The sequence below is a fragment of the Sphingomonas benefaciens genome (assembly GCF_052907485.1).
This window is the reverse complement of sequence record NZ_JBREIC010000006.1, coordinates 138128-154641: the sequence shown is the minus strand read 5'-3', so window position 1 is coordinate 154641 and position 16514 is coordinate 138128. Positions and strand designations below refer to the sequence as shown.

The following is a 16514-nucleotide window of genomic DNA, read 5'->3' as shown; positions in this document are numbered from 1 at the left end:
GTGTCAGGCGGCGAGATCGGGATGCTGGTATTGGAGACGGTGTTGAGGATCCGGCGCGAGCACGCGTCGGGGAAGGCCATCAAGGCGATAGCGCGGGACCTGCACCTGTCGCGCAAGGTGGTGCGCAAGGCGATCCGGGCGCCGGAAGCGGACATGGGTTACCGGCGGGAGGTGCAGCCGCTGCCGAAGCTGGGGCCGTTTCAGGCGCGACTGGATGCGTTGCTGGAGGAAGATGAGGCACGGCCGCGGCGCGAGAAGCTGCGCCTCACGCGCATCCACGACCTGCTGCTACGCGAGGGGTTCGACGGCTCGTACGACGCGGTTCGCCGTTATGCGGCGCGCTGGCGGCAGGCGCGGCGTCGCGACGTGATGAATGCGCCGGCGTTCATCCCGCTGCTGTTCCGGCCGGGCGAGGCTTACCAGTTCGACTGGAGCCACGAGGACGTCGAGATCTCGGGCAAGCCGATTGCCAAGTGAAGGTCGCGCATGTCCGGCTGTGCGCGTCGCGGGCAATGTATGTGCGAGCCTATCCCCGCGAGACACAGGAGATGCTGTTCGACGCGCATGCGCGGGCGTTTGCCTTCTTCGGAGGCGTGCCGACGCGCGGCATCTACGACAACATGAAGACGGCGGTGACGAGCGTGTTCACCGGCAAGGAGCGGGTCTTCAACCGTCGCTTCCTGGTCATGGCCAACCATTACATGGTCGAGCCAACCGCCTGCTCGCCGGCGTCGGGCTGGGAGAAAGGTCAGGTCGAGAACCAGGTGCAGACCGCACGCGGTCGCTTCTTCCAGCCGCGCCTGCGATTTACCGGCCTCGATGAGTTGAACGGCTGGCTGGAGGCCGAGTGTCGGCGCTGGGCCGAGTTGCACCAGCATCCCGAGCAGAAGGAACTGACGGTCGCTCAGGCATGGGCAGTCGAACGGGCGGTGCTCCAGCCTGTTGTCGCACCCTTCGACGGCTTCCACGAGAGCGAGCATGCGGTAAGCGGCACATGCCTCATCAGCTTCGACCGCAACCGCTACTCCGTTTCTGCCAGGGTGGTGCGACGTGCCGTTCAGGTCCGCGCCTATGCCGACCGCATCGTCGTGCGCTGCGACGGGGAAGTCGTCGCCGACCATCCCCGGTTCTTCGGCCGGGACCGGACCATCTACGACCCGTGGCACTATCTGCCGGTGTTGGCGACCAAGCCGGGCGCCCTGCGGAACGGCGCGCCGTTCCAGGGCTGGGAGCTGCCGCCTGCGCTGGCACGACTGCGGCGCAAGCTTGGCGTCGGTGACGATGCCGACCGGCGGTTCGTGCGGGTGCTGGCCGCGGTGCTCGACGACGGACTGGAGGCGGTGGAAGCGGCCGTGCGCGAAGCATTGCTGGCCGGCGTCGCCAGCGACGACGTCATCGTCAACATCCTGGCCCGCCGGCGCGAACCGTCGCGACCGCTGACTATTGTCACGCCAGAAGATCTGGCGCTGCGCCATCCGCCCCGCGCCGACTGCAACCGCTATGACAGCCTGCGAGGCCTCCATGCAGCGGCATGAGATGATGACGGCCATGACCGAGTTGGGGCTGAAGGGCATGGCTGGCGCTTTCGACGAGGCGGTCACTACCGGTCTCCAGCGCAAGCGCACGACCATGGAGGTCCTGACCGACCTGCTGCGTGCCGAGGCGACGCACCGCCATGCAGCCTCGGTCCGTTACCGGATGTCGGCCGCCAGGTTACCCGCGGTGAAGGACCTCGACGCCTTCGTCTTCGGCGACACTCCCATCAACGAGGGACTGGTGCGCTCGCTGTACAGCGGCTCGTTCCTTCCGGGCCGACGCAACGTCGTGCTGGTCGGTGGAACGGGTACCGGCAAGACGCATCTTGCCACCGCCATCACTGCCAATGTGGTACGCGCCGGCGCCCGCGGACGCTACTTCAACACAGTGGACCTGGTGAACCGGCTCGAGGAGGAAACGCGCCTTGGCAAGGCCGGCACGCTGGCGGCCCAGCTCTCGCGCCTCGACCTCGTGGTGCTCGACGAGCTTGGCTACCTGCCGTTTGCACGCTCGGGCGGTCAACTGCTCTTCCACCTCGTCAGCAAGCTCTACGAGCAGACCTCCGTCATCGTCACCACGAACCTCGCCTTTGGCGAGTGGCCGACCGTCTTTGGCGACCCCAAGATGACCACCGCACTGCTCGACCGTATTACCCACCACTGCGACATCGTCGAAACCGGCAACGACAGCTGGCGCTTCAAACATCGAAGCTGACGCCTGGGGCACCGGCAAAGAACGCTTCGCGCTGGTTGCGCCTCCGGTCGGGCTACGCCCGCCCTACGCCGCAACCAGCGCGAACAGTGCGCCCATCATACCCGTCACGCTGCTCGACAAAGGGGGTCCCTTTTGCACGCCGATAGGGGGTCCTTTTTGGACGCCGATTGACACCCCGGCCCATTCGGGTCGCCACTCCAGTCCAGCGGTACGGGCCTGCAATTGCCGCTCGCCGGGACCGAAGCGGACACCGCCAATCCCCTTGTCGCCAAGCAGTCGATTGATGATGGCGGGACCGCCGATGCGCCACAAGAGTACGTCGCTGGCGGTGTTGTCGCTGCGCGCCATGGCACCATGCAGCAAGTCGGCGATGGTGGTCTTGTAGCCGGTCTTGCCGACCAGCGTCCGGATCGGTTGGTGGAAGACGGTCAGATCGGCGCGGGTGACTGTCACCGGATCGGTCAGCGACAATCGCTGTCGATCAACTGCATCCATGACCCCGATCGCGACCCATAATTTGCTGACGCTCTGTTGGGGGCGCGGGATGTCGCCTTCCCATGCGGCAACCCAACCTTCGTCGATGTCGCGGACGCTGATGCCCACTTGGCCGTTGAAGCCTGCTCCCAGCGCCTGGATGGTATTGAGCAGGCCGGCAGATGGCTGTGGCCGGGGTTGCACCAATTTCGGCGGTATCCGGACGGGTGTGGTCGTCTGGACGGTGATCGGTACGGATGCGGGTGGCAGGGGTTGTCGTCCGGCCGGAACGCATCCGGTAACCACGGTCAGACCAGCAACGATAGAGAGACGACGGTACAGCGAATCAAACGACAATGAGGCTTCCCTTTCCGAGCCTTCTAATGGCCTCCTCAGGGAGCGGAACGGAAGCAAGGAGCCTTGGCCGCGCATCGCGCTCGGCTTGCCGCACAAACTGTTCCGGATGCGCTGCCGAAGGACAATTCGACCAAGAAGGATAGTCCGGACAAGAGCTTGGGGCTAACGGGGACCATGCGTCTTCCCGGCTCTCCTCTCCTCGCGCCGCTACTCATTATCACCCTGCTGATCAGCTTGACCGCTGCCGCCTGGACAGAGACATGGGCGGGTTCGGTTGTGCTTTGGACGCTCAGCGGTGCCATCGCCCTGATTGTGTTCGCGGTGCTCCTTCGTGATGACGACTAAAGGCGCACGGCGCGACATGCGTGATGACGATGGCATGAGGCTGGACGTCACAGCACTGCGAATGGCGGCGTCATGGTTGCGCCGAAGAGTGCGTGCCAGCGAGGCGTTCCTTATCCTTCTGGCCGTTGTAATCGGCGGTGCTGCCGGTCTGCTGAGTGTGGTGCAAGGCGCGATCGCCCGGACCATACAGCACCTGCTATTCGCGCTGCCAAGCGGACAGCGCCTGAGCTCGACGCCGGCGATCCCCGCCTTGGCGCTCCTCGCGCTGCCCCTCGGCGGTGCCATCCTGGCGCTGTTCTCGTGGGTCGTGAAGGCGCGAGCCCGGAAGATGGTCGACGCGGTGGAGGCCAATGCTCTGCACGGCGGTCGCATGTCGTGGAGCGACAGTCTTGTTATCTCCGGCCAGACGATCATCTCGAACGGCTTCGGCGCCTCGGTCGGCCTCGAAGCCGCCTATGCGCAGCTTGGGGGGCTTGTCTCATCGATCGCGGGCGGATGGTTCAGGCTGAGACGCGCCGACCTTCGCGTCCTCGTAGGGGCCGGTGCCGGTGCAGCCATTGCAGGGGCATTCGGTGCACCGCTGGCAGGTGCCTTCTACGCGTTCGAGATCGTCATCGGTGCCTACACACCCGCTGCGATCGCACCCGTTGCGGCAGCGTCGCTATCCGGCGTGCTCGTGGCACAGGGCTTCGGTGCGCAGCCTTACATCGTCGACGCGACGGTCGGCGAGCAGGTTCAGACCCACCATTACCTGATCTACGCCGGCCTCGGCGCCATCGCCGCGGCGATCGGCATCCTGCTGATGCGCGCCGTGGCCGATGTCGAGGCGCTGAGCCGACGCCTGCCGATCCGCGCCTCGTTGCGACCCATCATCGGAGGGGTGCTGCTTGTTCCGCTGGCCTGGCTAACACCCCAAGTCCTGTCGGCGGGTCACGGCGCCCTTCACATCGATCTGGAGTATGGCGTGCCGCTGATGATCCTGGCAGCCATTCTCGTTCTGAAAAGCGCGGCATCGATCGTATCGCTGGCCTTCTGTTTCCGAGGCGGACTCTTTTTCGCATCGCTCTTCCTCGGCAGTCTTCTGGGCCAGCTCTACGCGGGTGGACTGGGTTGGCTTGCAGGGCATCCGCTGGTCGATCCTACTAATGCAGCGCTGGTGGGGATGGCGGCGCTGGCCGTTGCGGTCGTCGGGGGCCCGATGACGATGGCGATGCTGGTGTTGGAGGCGACGCACGACTTCTCCCTCGCCGGCGCGACCATCGCCGCTGGGCTGGTATCGTCGACGATCGTACGCGAGACGTTCGGCTATTCCTTCTCGACGTGGCGTCTCCATCTTCGTGGAGAAACCATCAAGAGTGCCCGCGACGTCGGTTGGGTTCGCACGCTGACCGCCGGACGGATGATGCGGAAGGTAGAGCGGGCGACGCCCGCCCGGATCACTGTCGCCGAGTTTCGACGGCTTTTCCCGTTAGGATCGACGAGCCGGGTCGTGGTGATCGACGATCAGGATCGTTACGCTGGGATCGTACAGACGGCCAGCGCCTTTGCTGAGGGTGTGTCGACAACAGACGCGGTCGGAACGCTCGCGATCCACAGGGAGCAGGTTCTGGAGCCTGACGAAGGCATCAAGGAGGTCATGACAGCGTTCGATACCGCAGGAGCCGACGAAATGGCCATTGTCGCCGGTGACGGCAAAGTCCTCGGCATTCTATCGGAATCCTATGCCCGACGACGCTATGCCGAGGAACTGGACAAGTCTCAGCGCGAGATGTTTCGCGAGGATTGATATTTGACCACGACGAGCTGATTTGCTCGTCGCAGTTAGAAGGAGAGAATGTCAGGAGCGTCCGGTCCGCTATCAGACGCATCGCGGCAGACCGGACTATTCCGCAGCTGGGCCGAAGCGGTTCAAAGGCACCTTGAGGAAAGCCGTCCCGCACGCCTCCGCATCGGGGAGCCGGCCGCCACGAATGTTGACCTGAAGCGCAGCGAGCATCAGGTCGGGTAATGGCAGCGAAGCGTCGCGCTTCTCGCGGGTCGCCACGAACTCCGCCTCGTCTATGCCGTCGCGCACATGGATGTTGTCTCGGCGCTGGTCCGCCACGGTCGAGCGGCCGACTACCTCGCGACCGTCCTTGCCGTAGTCATGCCCGACATAGGTGGCGGTTTCAGGCGAGAGGTCGAGGATAGCGCGGATCGAGCGCCAAAGCGCGTGCGCGTCCCCGCCAGGGAAATCCGCCCGGCTCGTGCCGCTGTCAGGCACCATAAGGGTGTCGTGAACGAACGACGCGTCACCCACGACATAGGTGATCGAGGCGAGCGTGTGGCCGGGCGACAGCATGACGTGCGCGTCGAGCGAGCCGATCCTGAACTGCTCGCCATCGGCGAACAGGCGATCCCACTGGCTGCCATCGACGGGCAGGTCGGGCAGGCAGTAGATGTCCTGCCAAAGCTTCTGCACCTCTATGACCTTGGCGCCGATCGCGGTTTTGCCACCTGTCTTTTCAGCAAGGTACGGAGCAGCGGAGAAGTGATCGGCGTGGGAATGGGTATCGAGTACCCATTCTACTGTAAGACGCTTCGCGCGCACATATTCGAGGATCATATCGGCATTGTCGGTTGCGGTCGCACCGGCGCGCGGATCGAAATCGAGGACCGGGTCGATAATCGCGGCGACCTTCGTGGCCTCGTCAACTACGACATACTGGAAGCTGCCGGTGCGCTCGTCATGGAGTGACGCGATCGTCATGCCCTTGTGATTATACTCGATCATGTTTCGTATCCTCTCGCATCGTCAGCTTTCTTCCCGCGCACGCGCGAACAGCCGTTTGAAATCGCCGGTGTCGATCGCGCCCATCACCAACAGGCGACCGGCAAGATAACCCGGGGTGCCGGCTAGCCCGATCGAATAGGCTTCCTGACCGTTCGCCCGCAGGCGGGCTGCGACAGCGTCAGCATGGGCCGCAAGCCAAGTCGTCGCGCGCAGCCAGTCGCCGCCAGCGCGCATCACGACGTCCCGCAGCATTGCGTCGTCGATCGTGCGGCTGTCCGTCATCAACGCACGGTGGACGACTGGGTAAATCCCTTGCTCGGCGCACGCGAGCGCCACGCTTGCGGCACGTTCGGATGGTGGACCGAAGATCGGCCAGTCCTTGTAGATGACCCGCACCTTGCCGTCGCGCTGCACAGCCTCTTCCAGCGCGGGAAACCCGTGACGGCAAGCCGGACAACGATAGTCGCTGAACACGGCAAGCCGGAGCGTAGCGTCGGCAGGCCCGTCCTCAGGCGAGCCATTGCCGGCCAGGATCAGGTCAGCGGTCGGCCCGACGTCGCGCCCGATCGGGGCGGTACGCCACAGAACCTGCCCGACTGCCCAACCACCCACGACCACCGCGCCTAAGCCGGCAAGCTGTCTCCGATTGAGCGGCCCGGGCATGGTCAGCGCGCCGCAGGTTTTTTGCGCGCTTCCGCGACGAGACGATGCAACGTCGGGAGATCGACAGCACCGGCGACGACCTGCGAGCCGACGATCAACGCCGGCGTTCCGTTGAAACCGATCGCTTGGGCGATGCTATCGGTGCGCGTGAGCAGTGCGTCGATTTCGGCGCCACGCGTCTTCAAATCGCGTTGCAGACGGGGCCAGTCGACCCTGGCTTTGGCAGCCGCTGCCTTGACGCCCGCGCTGTCGAGCCGCGCCGGCGAGGTCATGAGGGCCTCGTGAAAGGCGGCATGCCTGCCCTGCCATTGGCTCGCGACGGCCGCGCGTGACGCCTCACGCGAGGCAGGTCCGAAGATCGGCCAGTCCCGGTACACGACCCGTACTTTCGGGTCGGAGTGAAGCAGGGCGTTCAGCACCGGCTCCATGCGACGACAATAGGGGCAGTTGTAGTCAAAGAACTCGACCACCGTGACATCATAGGTCTTGCCCGCGCGCTTGGGAGCCGCGGGATCATCGACGACGGACTTGCGCGACAGATCGGGCTGCTGGGCCATGAGAGGCGTGATCGGTGCGGCGAAGGCAAGCGCAGCCAGGAGGCCCCGCGACAACAGGTTGCGACGGTTCATCGGTGTTTCCTTGCTAATTCGATTCCATCGGCGAGGGCAGCGCGTGACAATTCGCCGAGCTGGAGCTGCACGATCGTGCCGTCGCCTGCGACGAAAGCCGTTGCGGGATATCCCACCACCTTCAGGGCTTGGGAAAGCCCGCGATCGGGGTCGAGCGCGACATGCCGCGCACCGACACCTTCACGGTCGAGAAAGCCGCTGACGATCGCTTGTGCCTCGCCCTGATCGGCAAGAAGGATCGGGACCTCGCCAGGGCGCGATGCAACCGCATCGAGCATCGGCAGCTCACGCCGGCACGGGCCGCACCATGTCGCCCACAGGTTGACCACGAACGGCCTGCCACGGAGGCGATCAAGCGGAAGCGGAGCGCCGGACGGGGTCGTCAGGTTGAAATGATAGGGGAACGGGCCGTAGGTCACGGGAGGCATCAGGGCCTGAAGCGAGAACCAGAGGCCACCCGCAACAGCCAACGCTCCCCAGCCTGCCGCCAGCGCGCTTGAGCGGCCAAGCCGGGTGGCCAGCGTCGCCGCAGCGCCGAGAAGCCCTGCGACGGGGGAAAAGCCGCCCTTCCACACGGCAAGGATGGACAGCGGAGCGTCGGCGTAGCTCGACCAATGCGCTGCGACGTAACCGGTCCGCGCCGCGACCATTCCAGCGACGATGGCGCTGGTTGCGGCTGCCGATACGCGAGGGAAGCGGAACCGACCGGCCAGCGTCGTGAGGCCAAGGAACACGACGATGCATAGCACAGCAAGCCCGCGATCGACGACCAGCATCAGCGGCCCGATGGCAATCGCACCCCCCATCAGAGAAACGCGGCCGTGCTCTTCCAAATCATATAGGCCGCCACCACGAAGATCAGGACGGCGAAGACCGTGGTGAGCGTGCCGCCGGTGCCGAGGCGCTTCGCGATCCGCGTGCCGATCAGGCCACCGACAACCCCACCGGCGATGAACACGAAAGCGAGCGGCCAGTCCACCAGACCGGAAAACGCGTAATTGGCGGCCGTCGTCAGCCCGAACGCGGTGACGGCGACCAATGACGTGCCGACAGCGTTCAAAATCGGCATGCCCGTCGACCCGATCAGGCCGGGGACGATCAGAAAGCCCCCGCCGATGCCGAAGAAGCCCGAGAACAGACCGGTGCCGAGGCCATAGCCCAGCACCTTCGGTGCCTTTTCCCGGTTGCACTCCGCTCCCGGGCTACCCGTGTCACCCCGCCCGCGCAGCATCAGGACGCCGACGACGACCATGACCAGCGCGAACAGGAATAGGAGCTTGCCGCCGTCGACGGCCTTGCCCGCAGTGGAGCCGAACAGGGCACCGATGACGCCGGCGGTCGCATACATGCCGCCACAGCGCCATTTAACGGTGTGCGCCCTTGCATGACCGATCAGCCCGGTTGCAGCGTTAGCGGCGACCGCGAACGCGCTCGTGCCGATGGCGAGGTGGGCGTTGGGCACGCGCACCAGATAGACCATGAGCGGGACAGCGAGGATCGAGCCTCCCCCGCCGACCAGACCGAGGGTGAAGCCCACCAGGCTGCCCGACAGCGCGCCCAGCAGATACTGGATCGGTTCGAGGGTCATGCCGCCTTGCCGATCTCATGCGGAGCCGCCATCCACTCATGGCCTTTCAGCATGCCCTGCCAATAGATCGGGGGCAGCATCCGCTCCTTCAGGAACCAGGCCGCGCGCGTCGGGCGCGTGCCGTTCAGCAGCCACGACGGAAAGCTGGGGAGGAGTTTTCCACCATAGCCGAACTCGGCAAGGACGATCTTGCCGCGCTCGACGGTAAGCGGGCACGATCCATAACCGTCATAGTCGGCGACTGGGGCTTTACCATCGAGTGCGGCGAGCGCGTTGACCGCCACCACGGGTGCCTGCTTGCGGGCTGCCGCGGCCGTCTTCGCATTGCTCGTCCCGGCAGCATCGCCCAAGGCAAAGACGTCGTCGTACCGCTTGTGGCGCAGCGTGGCCTCATCGACCTCGACGAAGCCGTTTGCCGCCGCGAGCGGACTTTTGGCGACGACGTCATGCGAAACCTGAGGCGGCACGACGTGGAGCATGTCGAACTCGCGCTCGACCCGCTCGCTGACGCCGTCCCGCTTGTGCTCGAACGTGGCAATACGCCGATCGGCGTCGACCGCGACTAGGTTGGATTCGAGCCTGAGGTCGATCCCGTACTTCCCGACATATTCCATCAGCGCAGGGACGTAGGTCGCAACGCCGAACAGCGCCGGGCCGGCGTTGTGAAACTCGACGTCGATCGCTGGAAGAACACCGTGATCGCGCCAGATGTCGCAGGACAGGTACATCGCCTTTTGAGGAGCGCCGGCGCATTTGATCGGCATCGGCGGTTGCGAGAACAGCGCGCGTCCCCGCTGCAATTCCTGGACAAGCTGGCAGGTGTAAGGTGCCAGATCGTAGCGGTAATTGGACGTGACACCGTTGCGGCCGAGTGCTTCGGGAAGCCCGGCGATCTTTTCCCATGCGAGGCGCAGGCCGGGGGCGACGATCAGGACACGGTAAGCGATCGTATCCCCGTCGCCCAGGGTGATCGCCCGACGCTCGGGGTCGATGGCAATCGCAGGCAGCCGGATCCATTCGACGCCCTTGGGCATCACGTCGGCTTCCGCCTTGCGGGTCTGTTCGGGGGTGAAAACGCCCGCCCCGACCAACGTCCAACCGGGCTGATAATAGTGATCTTGGGCCGGATCGACGACCGCGATCGACACTTGGGCGTTGCGCTTCAGAATGCTGGCGGCCGTTGCGATACCCGCGGCTCCGCCTCCAATGATGACGATGTCGTAGGTCATTTGCCGGCCTTTCCGGAACGGCGGGCGAGCGCCGACTTCAGATCGGCCAGATCGTATCCGGCTGCCTTGGCCTGACCGATGATCGTCGCCGGATCGGCGTGATCCGCCTCCGCCAGCGCCCATAGGGTGGCCGCCCGCGTGCCGCTTCGGCAGAAGCCGAGCGTCGGCCCCGGCAGCGAGGCCAGCGCTTCCTTCATCCGGTCCGCATCGGCATCGGTCGCCTTGCCCGGCACGATCGGGACATGGGCGAACCCAAGGCCATGTTCTTCGGCGATCCGGGCCATTTCGTGCGCGCTCGGCTGCCCTGGCTCCTCGCCATCGGGCCGGCTCGAAATGATCGAGTGGTATCCTGCCTGTGCGGCAGCAGCGACGTCATTTCGGGTAAGTTGGGGAGCAGCCGAGAAGGACGATGTGATCTTCTTGAAGGCCATGTGACGTCTCCTATCCGGTCACGCCGAACGGCGTGGGGTGAGTGCGAAGCAGTGGATGGCTGCGCCGAGCGCCATTGCAGCGATGAAGAGCAGCGCGGGGGCAGGCTGGATCGCGAGTGCGGCGATGGCAGGGCCCGGGCACAGGCCGACAAGGCCCCAGCCTATGCCGAACAGGGCGGCACCGCCGATGAGGCGCGCGTCGATCGGCGACGTGGCGGGCGTATGGAATTGCTCGGCGACGATCGGCGTGGAGCGCCGACGCACGATGAGCCAGGCCAGCGCCATCGGCAGGATCGCTCCGGCCATGACGAAGGCGAGGGTCGGGTCCCAGGCACCGGCGACGTCGAGGAACGCCCGCACCCGCGCAGGATCGATCATGCCGGACACGGCGAGGCCGGCGCCGAACAGCGTGCCGCTCATGAGCGAAAGGAGGCTCTGGCGCATCACGATACCACTCCCGCCAGACGCATGAGGGTCACGGTGGCGATACCGGTCGCCATGAACGTACCCGTCGCAACGATGGACCGCGGCGACAGGCGCGACAGGCCGCAGACGCCGTGACCGCTGGTGCACCCCGCGCCGAGCCGCGTACCGATCCCGACGATCAGCCCGGCGACGGCGATCAGCCCAAGGGATGTCGGGAAGCGGGCTTCCACATCCACATCGGCCGCGGCCAGCGCCGCACCCAGCGGCAGCCCTGCCGTGAAAAGCAGTGCTGTCATCCAGGGAGCGCCCCCTTCGGAGAGGCCGAGGACACGCGCGAACATCCCGCTGACCCCGGCGATCCGACCGTTGCCCAGCAACATGATCGCCGCAGCGACACCGATCATCAGGCCACCGATGAAGCCGGCAAGCGGCATGGCATGGGGAAAAAATTCGGGCATCACAGCGCATCCAGTGGAATCTTGAGGTAGCGGGTGCCGTTGGCTTCCGGCGCCGGCAGATGGCCGCCGCGCATGTTCACCTGCACCGACGGCAGGATGAGCTTGGGCATCGCCAAGGTGGCGTCCCGACTGGTGCGCATCGCGACGAAGTCGTCTTCGTTCACCCCTTCGTGGACATGGACGTTGCCGACGCGCTGCGCGCCCACGGTCGTTTCCCAGACATACCGGTCGCGACCCGCAGCCTTGTAGTCGTGGCACAGGAACAGTCGCGTCTCGTCAGGCAACTGCATCAGCCGGCGGATCGAGCGGAATAGCTGGCGCGCATCACCACCGGGGAAATCCGCGCGTGCGGTGCCGTAATCCGGCATGAAGAGGGTATCGCCGGTGAAGACCGCGTCGCCGATGACATAGGCCATGTCGGCGGGGGTGTGCCCCGGCACATGCAGCGCGATGGCCTCGATGTCGCCGATCGCAAAACGGTCGCCATCGTCGAACAGGCGGTCGAACTCGGAGCCGTCGCGTTCGAAGTCGGTTCCGGCGTTGAAAATCTTGCCGAAGACGTTCTGCACGCGAATGATCTCGCGGTCGATCGCGAGCTGACCACCCAGCACCTTTTGCAGATAGGGCGCCGCAGACAGGTGATCGGCATGGGCATGGGTTTCGAGCAGCCATTCGACCGAGAGGCCGTGCTCCCGCACATATGCGATGACCGCGTCCGCTGATGTCGTCCCGGTGCGGCCTGCCGCGGCGTCGAAGTCCAGGACGCTGTCGACGATCGCCGCCTTCCGCGTGGCAGGGTCCCAGACGACGTAGGTCGCGGTGTTGGTCGGCTCATCGAAGAAGGAATGGACAATCGGCGCTCCTGCCGCCTTCGCACGTTCAATCTGCGCAACTGCCTTGTTTAACGCCGACTCCACGATCGTCTCCATTTATTGATTTCATGGTTTATGTAGTTGTATAATCTGCTTGCGTCAACGGGCTGCCCGTGCCATCTGAAAAGCATGGAAACGATGGATGCAGACGTACCGCGCTCGTTGCGCATCGGGGACGCGGCCCCGAATTTCATTGCCCGCACGACGCAGGGCGAGATGTCGCTCGATCAGTATCGTGGTCGTTGGGTCGTGTTCTTTTCGCACCCGGCTGATTTCACGCCGGTCTGCACCAGCGAGTTCGTGGCCTTGGCGAAGGCCGCACCGCAATTCGAGGAGCTGGATTGCGTCCTGCTCGGGTTGTCGGTCGACAGCCTGTATTCGCACGTCGCCTGGTTGCGCGCGATCAAGGATGTCTTCGGTGTAGAGGTGCCGTTCCCGGTCGTCGAAGACCCGTCGATGGCGGTGGGTTACGCCTACGGCATGCTCGACGAACAGGCCGGCGACGCCTCAGCCGTCCGCGCGACTTATTTCATCGATCCCGAAGGCATTATCCGTGCGCTCAACTGGTATCCGATGAACGTCGGGCGATCCGTCGACGAGATGCTCCGCACAGTCAGGGCATTGCAGCGTTCGGCCGATGGGCAAGCCTATACGCCGGCCGACTGGCAGCCGGGTGATGATGTCCTGCTGCCGCCTGCCTTGCCGGGTAGCGCCGGTGACGACTGGTTTCATCAGTTAAAGGCCGATCGATGACAGCGATCCATCAATCCCGCGCGATCGCCGATGCGGCGGTCGAAAAGCTGCGCGTGTTCGCCCAGCCTCAGCGCCTCATGATCCTGTCCTATCTGCTCGGCGGTGAGCGTCAGGTTGCGGACATAGAGGCTGCTACCGGCGTGACCCAACCGGCCCTCAGCCAGCAGCTTGCCGAGCTGCGCCGCGCCGATCTGGTGAAGACAAGACGTGAAGCCAAGCAGGTTCACTACCGGCTTGCCGATGACGCAGCTGCACTGTGCGTGCGCACGCTGGAAGCGATGTTCGGCGCTGACGATACAGCCGTGGAGGAAGCAGCTCCCGCTCCCCGTCCGGCGCGAGCGCGCGGGGCGTCGGTTGCCGCGCGGCCGCGAAACATGGGCGCGGCCGTGTTTGCGAGGGTCGGATGATCATTCCGGTTGTGGAAGGAAAAATGAGATGCGGCTTCCCGTTATCGCAGTTGCAGGATGCCTTGCCGTCATGAGCAGTGCCGGGTCAGCGGGAGGCACCGCTCAACAGCCCGTGATTGCCGGCTATGGCAAGATCACGCCGGTAGAAGGCGCGGTTGAGCGGCCGGACCGCTCCCTGCGCTATCGGGTACTGTTCAGCGTGACGAAGGCGGCGTCATCCCCCGACAAGGTCAATCCCTCGCTGGAGAAGGTCGCGCGCTTTCTGAATCTGCTCGGCGCGGACAACGTGCGGCCAGCACAGGGAGATGTGGTCGTGATCGTCCACGGCCCGGCGACACCGATTATTGCTGAAAATGGGGCGTATGCGACGAAAACCGGCGCTGCCACGAACCCTAATCTTGCCCTGATAGCGGCGTTGAAACGAGCAGGCGTGTCCGTTCGGGTGTGCAGCCAGGCTCTGGTCGGGAACGGGATTGCCCCTGCTGAGGTCGACAAGGTCGTCGAAGTCGATGTGTCGGCGCTTACGACGATGGCGACGTTGCAGATACGCGGTTGGGCATTGATCCCGGACTGATCGCTTTCACACTGTCCCGAAGCGCGATCGATTCCGAGAACGTCCCCTCGTCTCGTTGGCCGTTCCTTGGTGGGACGAGCGATAAGACCTCGGATACCGATCGGATGTCGACCGCCTGTTTGATGATAGCGGCCGCTGCAGCTCTCATGGGCCTGCTTGGATCGTTTCAATTGTACGATGGGCTCACGGCACGACATGACGTTGCCCTGATGATGTGACGATGCGATAGCTCTCCCCGGGTGTTCGCCGCCATATTCGGAGGTGGGCAGGTTCTTACGCTGGTCGGGCCGCCAGCGTCCGAATTCTCACGTCCGGATACCCTGTTGATGAGCCATGCCCAATCGCACCCCAGTGCGATCCGCCGTTTTCTCGAAGCACAGTCATCAGCCGGACTGGTTCTCATGGCCGCCGCGGTGGTTGCGCTCATCATCGCCAACTCGCCTCTCGGACCGGGTTATGCAGCGATGCTGCACGCCTATGTCGGGCCGCTGTCGCTCGAACACTGGATCAATGACGGTCTGATGGCGGTGTTCTTCCTGCTCGTCGGGCTGGAGATCAAGCGCGAGGTAGTAGACGGCCAGCTCTCGACATGGCCGCGGCGCGTCCTGCCGGGCATCGCAGCCGCCGGCGGCATGATCGTGCCCGCTCTTATCTATCTCGCATTCAATGCCGGACCGACCGCGGCCGGATGGGCGATCCCCGCGGCGACCGATATCGCCTTCGCGCTGGGCGTCATCGCACTGCTCGGTAATCGCGTGCCTGCATCGTTGCGCGTGTTTCTCGCGGCGCTGGCGATCATCGACGATCTCGGCGCGGTGCTCATCATCGCGCTGTTCTACACGGCCGACCTCTCGTTGCCTGCACTAGCGGGGGCGGGAGCGGCGCTCGCGGTTTTGATCGGGTTCAACCTGTTCAAGGTACGACGCCTGTCGCCCTATCTTCTCGTGGGCATCGTTCTTTGGGTACTGGTTCTGCGCTCGGGCATCCACGCGACGCTCGCCGGTGTCATGCTGGCCTTCACCATACCGATGGAGCGCACTCCCGGTCGATCCGACCATGCCTGCGTCAGCCCGCTGCATCGACTGGAACATGCCCTGCATCTGCCGGTGAGCTTTCTGATCGTTCCCGTCTTCGGGCTGGCGAATGCCGCGGTGCCGGTGCTGGGGCTCCCGCCGAGCGCGCTGGTCGCGCCCGTCACGCTCGGCGTCGCGGCAGGATTGCTGCTCGGCAAGGTCGGAGGCGTCTTCGGCTTTGCGTCGATCGCGGTCAGGCTGGGGCTGGCCGACAGGCCCGCACATGCGGGGCGGCTTCAGATGCTCGGGGTAGCGCTCCTGTGCGGCATCGGGTTCACGATGAGCATCTTCATCACGCTGCTCGCCTTTCCGAGCAGTCCCCTCCTCCAGGCGGAGGCCAAGATCGGTGTTCTTGCCGGCTCGCTGATTTCCGGTCTGCTCGGCTATTTCACACTGCGATGGGCCAAGCGTGATTCCGGGGGCAACGTCAGGTGAGCGCCAGTTTCCCGGCTGCGATCAGAAGGACAGCGCCGAGCGCCTGAAGCAGGCGCCGGGAATCGAGCTTCGACACACCGAGCCGGGTGCCGATCAGCGCGCCGAGAAAGACGGCCACGACAAAGATCGGCAACTCGCGCGGCAACCGGCCGACCGACGTGAGGTTGTCAAGCAACCCGGCGATCGAGACGCACAGGATGAAGGCGGCCGACAGTCCCGACGTGCGGCGCGGCGTCTCCCAGCCCAGGAGCAGCACGAGCGGACTGAGGAATATGCCGCCCCCTGTCCCGGTCAGCCCAGACAGCGCGCCGATGCCCGCTCCGGAGAGGATCGCGATTCCATGGCGAGGCGGCACCGGTTCCGGCGCTTCATGCTTCGACGGCCACAACAGGCGGATCGCGGCAAGCAGCAGCACGGCCGCGACGATCGGGCGGTAGATGTACCCCGGCAGATGGAGTTGCCCTGCCAGATAGGCGGCCGGGATCGCGCCGATCACGAACGGCAGCAGCAGCCTTGCATTGAATTGCCCGGCGCGCACGAAGCGCCAGGTCGTGAAACTTGCGACGAGAATGTTGAGGATCAGCGCGGTCGGGCGCATCGTCTCGGCGGGCAGCGAGAACAGCGCCATGATCGCCAGATAGGCCGATGCGCCGGCATGGCCGACCGAGGTGTAGAGTGCCGCACCCGCCATCATCAGAAGGGCGAGCAGCAGTACGGTGGAGGCATCCATCGCACGGACTTTCGGATAAGCAGTGACGGGATACGGCTATTGCGCCG

At 65.0% G+C, this 16514-nt stretch carries 19 protein-coding genes and 1 pseudogene; 8 read left to right on the top strand and 12 right to left on the bottom strand.

From position 1 onward, the window contains the following. Positions 1 to 21: 21 nt before the first annotated feature. Both istA and istB read left to right on the top strand, forming a co-directional pair. Positions 22 to 1535 (top strand): annotated as a pseudogene (istA, locus tag ACU5AX_RS17780) (IS21 family transposase). Beyond that, positions 1522 to 2250, top strand: a complete 729-nt coding sequence (gene istB, locus ACU5AX_RS17775) for an IS21-like element helper ATPase IstB (protein WP_093068513.1) — start codon at positions 1522 to 1524, stop codon at positions 2248 to 2250. Before istA ends, istB begins: the two are co-directional and overlap by 14 nt. A 63-nt stretch (positions 2251 to 2313) precedes the next feature. Here the strand turns inward: istB and ACU5AX_RS17770 are convergent, their stop codons facing one another. Beyond that, positions 2314 to 3081 carry a serine hydrolase gene (locus ACU5AX_RS17770; protein WP_232474406.1) on the bottom strand — a complete coding sequence of 256 codons (768 nt, stop codon included), beginning with the start codon at positions 3079 to 3081 and terminating at the stop codon, positions 2314 to 2316. A gap of 63 nt (positions 3082 to 3144) precedes the next feature. On the opposite strand from ACU5AX_RS17770, the gene ACU5AX_RS17765 reads away from it, so the two are divergent. Together ACU5AX_RS17765 and ACU5AX_RS17760 are read left to right on the top strand one after the other, a co-directional pair. Continuing rightward, a complete protein-coding gene (locus ACU5AX_RS17765; RefSeq protein WP_150426775.1) occupies positions 3145 to 3426 on the top strand; it encodes a hypothetical protein in 282 nt (93 codons plus the stop codon). Between the two features lie 16 nt (positions 3427 to 3442). Continuing rightward, positions 3443 to 5212 (top strand): chloride channel protein, encoded by a 1770-nt coding sequence (locus ACU5AX_RS17760; protein ID WP_229664497.1) that lies wholly within the window; start codon positions 3443 to 3445, stop codon positions 5210 to 5212. A 96-nt stretch (positions 5213 to 5308) separates the two neighbouring features. On the opposite strand, the gene ACU5AX_RS17755 is transcribed toward ACU5AX_RS17760, so the two are convergent. Genes ACU5AX_RS17755 through ACU5AX_RS17710 form a run of 10 tightly spaced genes read right to left on the bottom strand, consistent with a single transcriptional unit; the run spans position 5309 to position 12552 of the window. Next, complete coding sequence (locus ACU5AX_RS17755) at positions 5309 to 6199, bottom strand: MBL fold metallo-hydrolase (RefSeq protein ID WP_150426776.1); 891 nt, start codon at positions 6197 to 6199, stop codon at positions 5309 to 5311. Positions 6200 to 6220: 21 nt separating this feature from the next. Continuing rightward, positions 6221 to 6862, bottom strand: coding sequence for a DsbA family protein (locus tag ACU5AX_RS17750; protein ID WP_188658603.1), 642 nt, complete (start codon positions 6860 to 6862; stop codon positions 6221 to 6223). Positions 6863 to 6864: 2 nt separating this feature from the next. Beyond that, positions 6865 to 7491 (bottom strand): DsbA family protein, encoded by a 627-nt coding sequence (locus ACU5AX_RS17745; RefSeq protein WP_188658602.1) that lies wholly within the window; start codon positions 7489 to 7491, stop codon positions 6865 to 6867. Then, on the bottom strand, positions 7488 to 8267 hold the full coding sequence (locus ACU5AX_RS17740) for a TlpA disulfide reductase family protein (RefSeq protein WP_229664496.1): 780 nt from the start codon (positions 8265 to 8267) through the stop codon (positions 7488 to 7490). Before ACU5AX_RS17740 ends, ACU5AX_RS17745 begins: the two co-directional genes overlap by 4 nt. Positions 8268 to 8296: 29 nt before the next feature. Continuing rightward, complete coding sequence (locus ACU5AX_RS17735) at positions 8297 to 9079, bottom strand: sulfite exporter TauE/SafE family protein (protein ID WP_188658601.1); 783 nt, start codon at positions 9077 to 9079, stop codon at positions 8297 to 8299. Then, the gene (locus ACU5AX_RS17730) at positions 9076 to 10308 is read right to left on the bottom strand and encodes an NAD(P)/FAD-dependent oxidoreductase (RefSeq protein WP_188658600.1); all 1233 of its coding nucleotides are present in this window, start codon (positions 10306 to 10308) and stop codon (positions 9076 to 9078) included. The genes ACU5AX_RS17735 and ACU5AX_RS17730 overlap by 4 nt, the downstream gene beginning before the upstream one ends. Next, positions 10305 to 10739: a protein tyrosine phosphatase family protein gene (locus ACU5AX_RS17725; protein WP_043060757.1), complete on the bottom strand. Its 435-nt coding sequence runs from the start codon at positions 10737 to 10739 to the stop codon at positions 10305 to 10307. The genes ACU5AX_RS17730 and ACU5AX_RS17725 overlap by 4 nt, the downstream gene beginning before the upstream one ends. Before the next feature lie 18 nt (positions 10740 to 10757). After that, positions 10758 to 11183, bottom strand: a complete 426-nt coding sequence (locus tag ACU5AX_RS17720; protein ID WP_043060756.1) for a DUF6691 family protein — start codon at positions 11181 to 11183, stop codon at positions 10758 to 10760. Further along, positions 11183 to 11623: a YeeE/YedE family protein gene (locus tag ACU5AX_RS17715; RefSeq protein ID WP_043060755.1), complete on the bottom strand. Its 441-nt coding sequence runs from the start codon at positions 11621 to 11623 to the stop codon at positions 11183 to 11185. Before ACU5AX_RS17715 ends, ACU5AX_RS17720 begins: the two co-directional genes overlap by 1 nt. Further along, a complete protein-coding gene (locus ACU5AX_RS17710) occupies positions 11623 to 12552 on the bottom strand; it encodes an MBL fold metallo-hydrolase (protein WP_446691944.1) in 930 nt (309 codons plus the stop codon). Before ACU5AX_RS17710 ends, ACU5AX_RS17715 begins: the two co-directional genes overlap by 1 nt. Before the next feature lie 72 nt (positions 12553 to 12624). On the opposite strand from ACU5AX_RS17710, the gene ACU5AX_RS17705 reads away from it, so the two are divergent. The 4 genes from ACU5AX_RS17705 to nhaA all read left to right on the top strand — a co-directional run bounded on the left by ACU5AX_RS17705 (position 12625) and on the right by nhaA (position 15737). Then, complete coding sequence (locus ACU5AX_RS17705; protein WP_043060754.1) at positions 12625 to 13248, top strand: peroxiredoxin; 624 nt, start codon at positions 12625 to 12627, stop codon at positions 13246 to 13248. Next, positions 13245 to 13655, top strand: coding sequence for an ArsR/SmtB family transcription factor (locus ACU5AX_RS17700; protein WP_043060753.1), 411 nt, complete (start codon positions 13245 to 13247; stop codon positions 13653 to 13655). The genes ACU5AX_RS17705 and ACU5AX_RS17700 overlap by 4 nt, the downstream gene beginning before the upstream one ends. A gap of 28 nt (positions 13656 to 13683) precedes the next feature. After that, the gene (locus ACU5AX_RS17695; protein ID WP_373284538.1) at positions 13684 to 14229 is read left to right on the top strand and encodes a DsrE family protein; all 546 of its coding nucleotides are present in this window, start codon (positions 13684 to 13686) and stop codon (positions 14227 to 14229) included. A gap of 326 nt (positions 14230 to 14555) precedes the next feature. Next, positions 14556 to 15737, top strand: a complete 1182-nt coding sequence (nhaA, locus tag ACU5AX_RS17690) for a Na+/H+ antiporter NhaA (protein WP_043060751.1) — start codon at positions 14556 to 14558, stop codon at positions 15735 to 15737. On the opposite strand, the gene ACU5AX_RS17685 is transcribed toward nhaA, so the two are convergent. Next, on the bottom strand, positions 15730 to 16467 hold the full coding sequence (locus tag ACU5AX_RS17685) for a sulfite exporter TauE/SafE family protein (protein WP_196227749.1): 738 nt from the start codon (positions 16465 to 16467) through the stop codon (positions 15730 to 15732). The genes nhaA and ACU5AX_RS17685 overlap by 8 nt on opposite strands. Between the last annotated feature and the right edge of the window lie 47 nt (positions 16468 to 16514).

Excerpts from the sequence above, each read along its gene's own strand:
- ACU5AX_RS17750 (WP_188658603.1), bottom strand. The coding sequence starts at position 6,862 with ATGCCCGGGCCGCTCAATCGGAGACAGCTTGCCGGCTTAGGCGCGGTG.
- ACU5AX_RS17715 (WP_043060755.1), bottom strand. The coding sequence starts at position 11,623 with ATGCCCGAATTTTTTCCCCATGCCATGCCGCTTGCCGGCTTCATCGGT.
- ACU5AX_RS17760 (WP_229664497.1), top strand. The coding sequence starts at position 3,443 with ATGCGTGATGACGATGGCATGAGGCTGGACGTCACAGCACTGCGAATG.
- ACU5AX_RS17755 (WP_150426776.1), bottom strand. The coding sequence starts at position 6,199 with ATGATCGAGTATAATCACAAGGGCATGACGATCGCGTCACTCCATGAC.
- ACU5AX_RS17700 (WP_043060753.1), top strand. The coding sequence starts at position 13,245 with ATGACAGCGATCCATCAATCCCGCGCGATCGCCGATGCGGCGGTCGAA.
- ACU5AX_RS17740 (WP_229664496.1), bottom strand. The coding sequence starts at position 8,267 with ATGCTGGTCGTCGATCGCGGGCTTGCTGTGCTATGCATCGTCGTGTTC.
- ACU5AX_RS17705 (WP_043060754.1), top strand. The coding sequence starts at position 12,625 with ATGGAAACGATGGATGCAGACGTACCGCGCTCGTTGCGCATCGGGGAC.
- ACU5AX_RS17720 (WP_043060756.1), bottom strand. The coding sequence starts at position 11,183 with ATGCGCCAGAGCCTCCTTTCGCTCATGAGCGGCACGCTGTTCGGCGCC.
- ACU5AX_RS17745 (WP_188658602.1), bottom strand. The coding sequence starts at position 7,491 with ATGAACCGTCGCAACCTGTTGTCGCGGGGCCTCCTGGCTGCGCTTGCC.
- nhaA (WP_043060751.1), top strand. The coding sequence starts at position 14,556 with ATGAGCCATGCCCAATCGCACCCCAGTGCGATCCGCCGTTTTCTCGAA.
- ACU5AX_RS17735 (WP_188658601.1), bottom strand. The coding sequence starts at position 9,079 with ATGACCCTCGAACCGATCCAGTATCTGCTGGGCGCGCTGTCGGGCAGC.
- ACU5AX_RS17695 (WP_373284538.1), top strand. The coding sequence starts at position 13,684 with ATGCGGCTTCCCGTTATCGCAGTTGCAGGATGCCTTGCCGTCATGAGC.
- ACU5AX_RS17710 (WP_446691944.1), bottom strand. The coding sequence starts at position 12,552 with ATGGAGACGATCGTGGAGTCGGCGTTAAACAAGGCAGTTGCGCAGATT.
- ACU5AX_RS17685 (WP_196227749.1), bottom strand. The coding sequence starts at position 16,467 with ATGGATGCCTCCACCGTACTGCTGCTCGCCCTTCTGATGATGGCGGGT.
- ACU5AX_RS17730 (WP_188658600.1), bottom strand. The coding sequence starts at position 10,308 with ATGACCTACGACATCGTCATCATTGGAGGCGGAGCCGCGGGTATCGCA.
- istB (WP_093068513.1), top strand. The coding sequence starts at position 1,522 with ATGCAGCGGCATGAGATGATGACGGCCATGACCGAGTTGGGGCTGAAG.
- ACU5AX_RS17725 (WP_043060757.1), bottom strand. The coding sequence starts at position 10,739 with ATGGCCTTCAAGAAGATCACATCGTCCTTCTCGGCTGCTCCCCAACTT.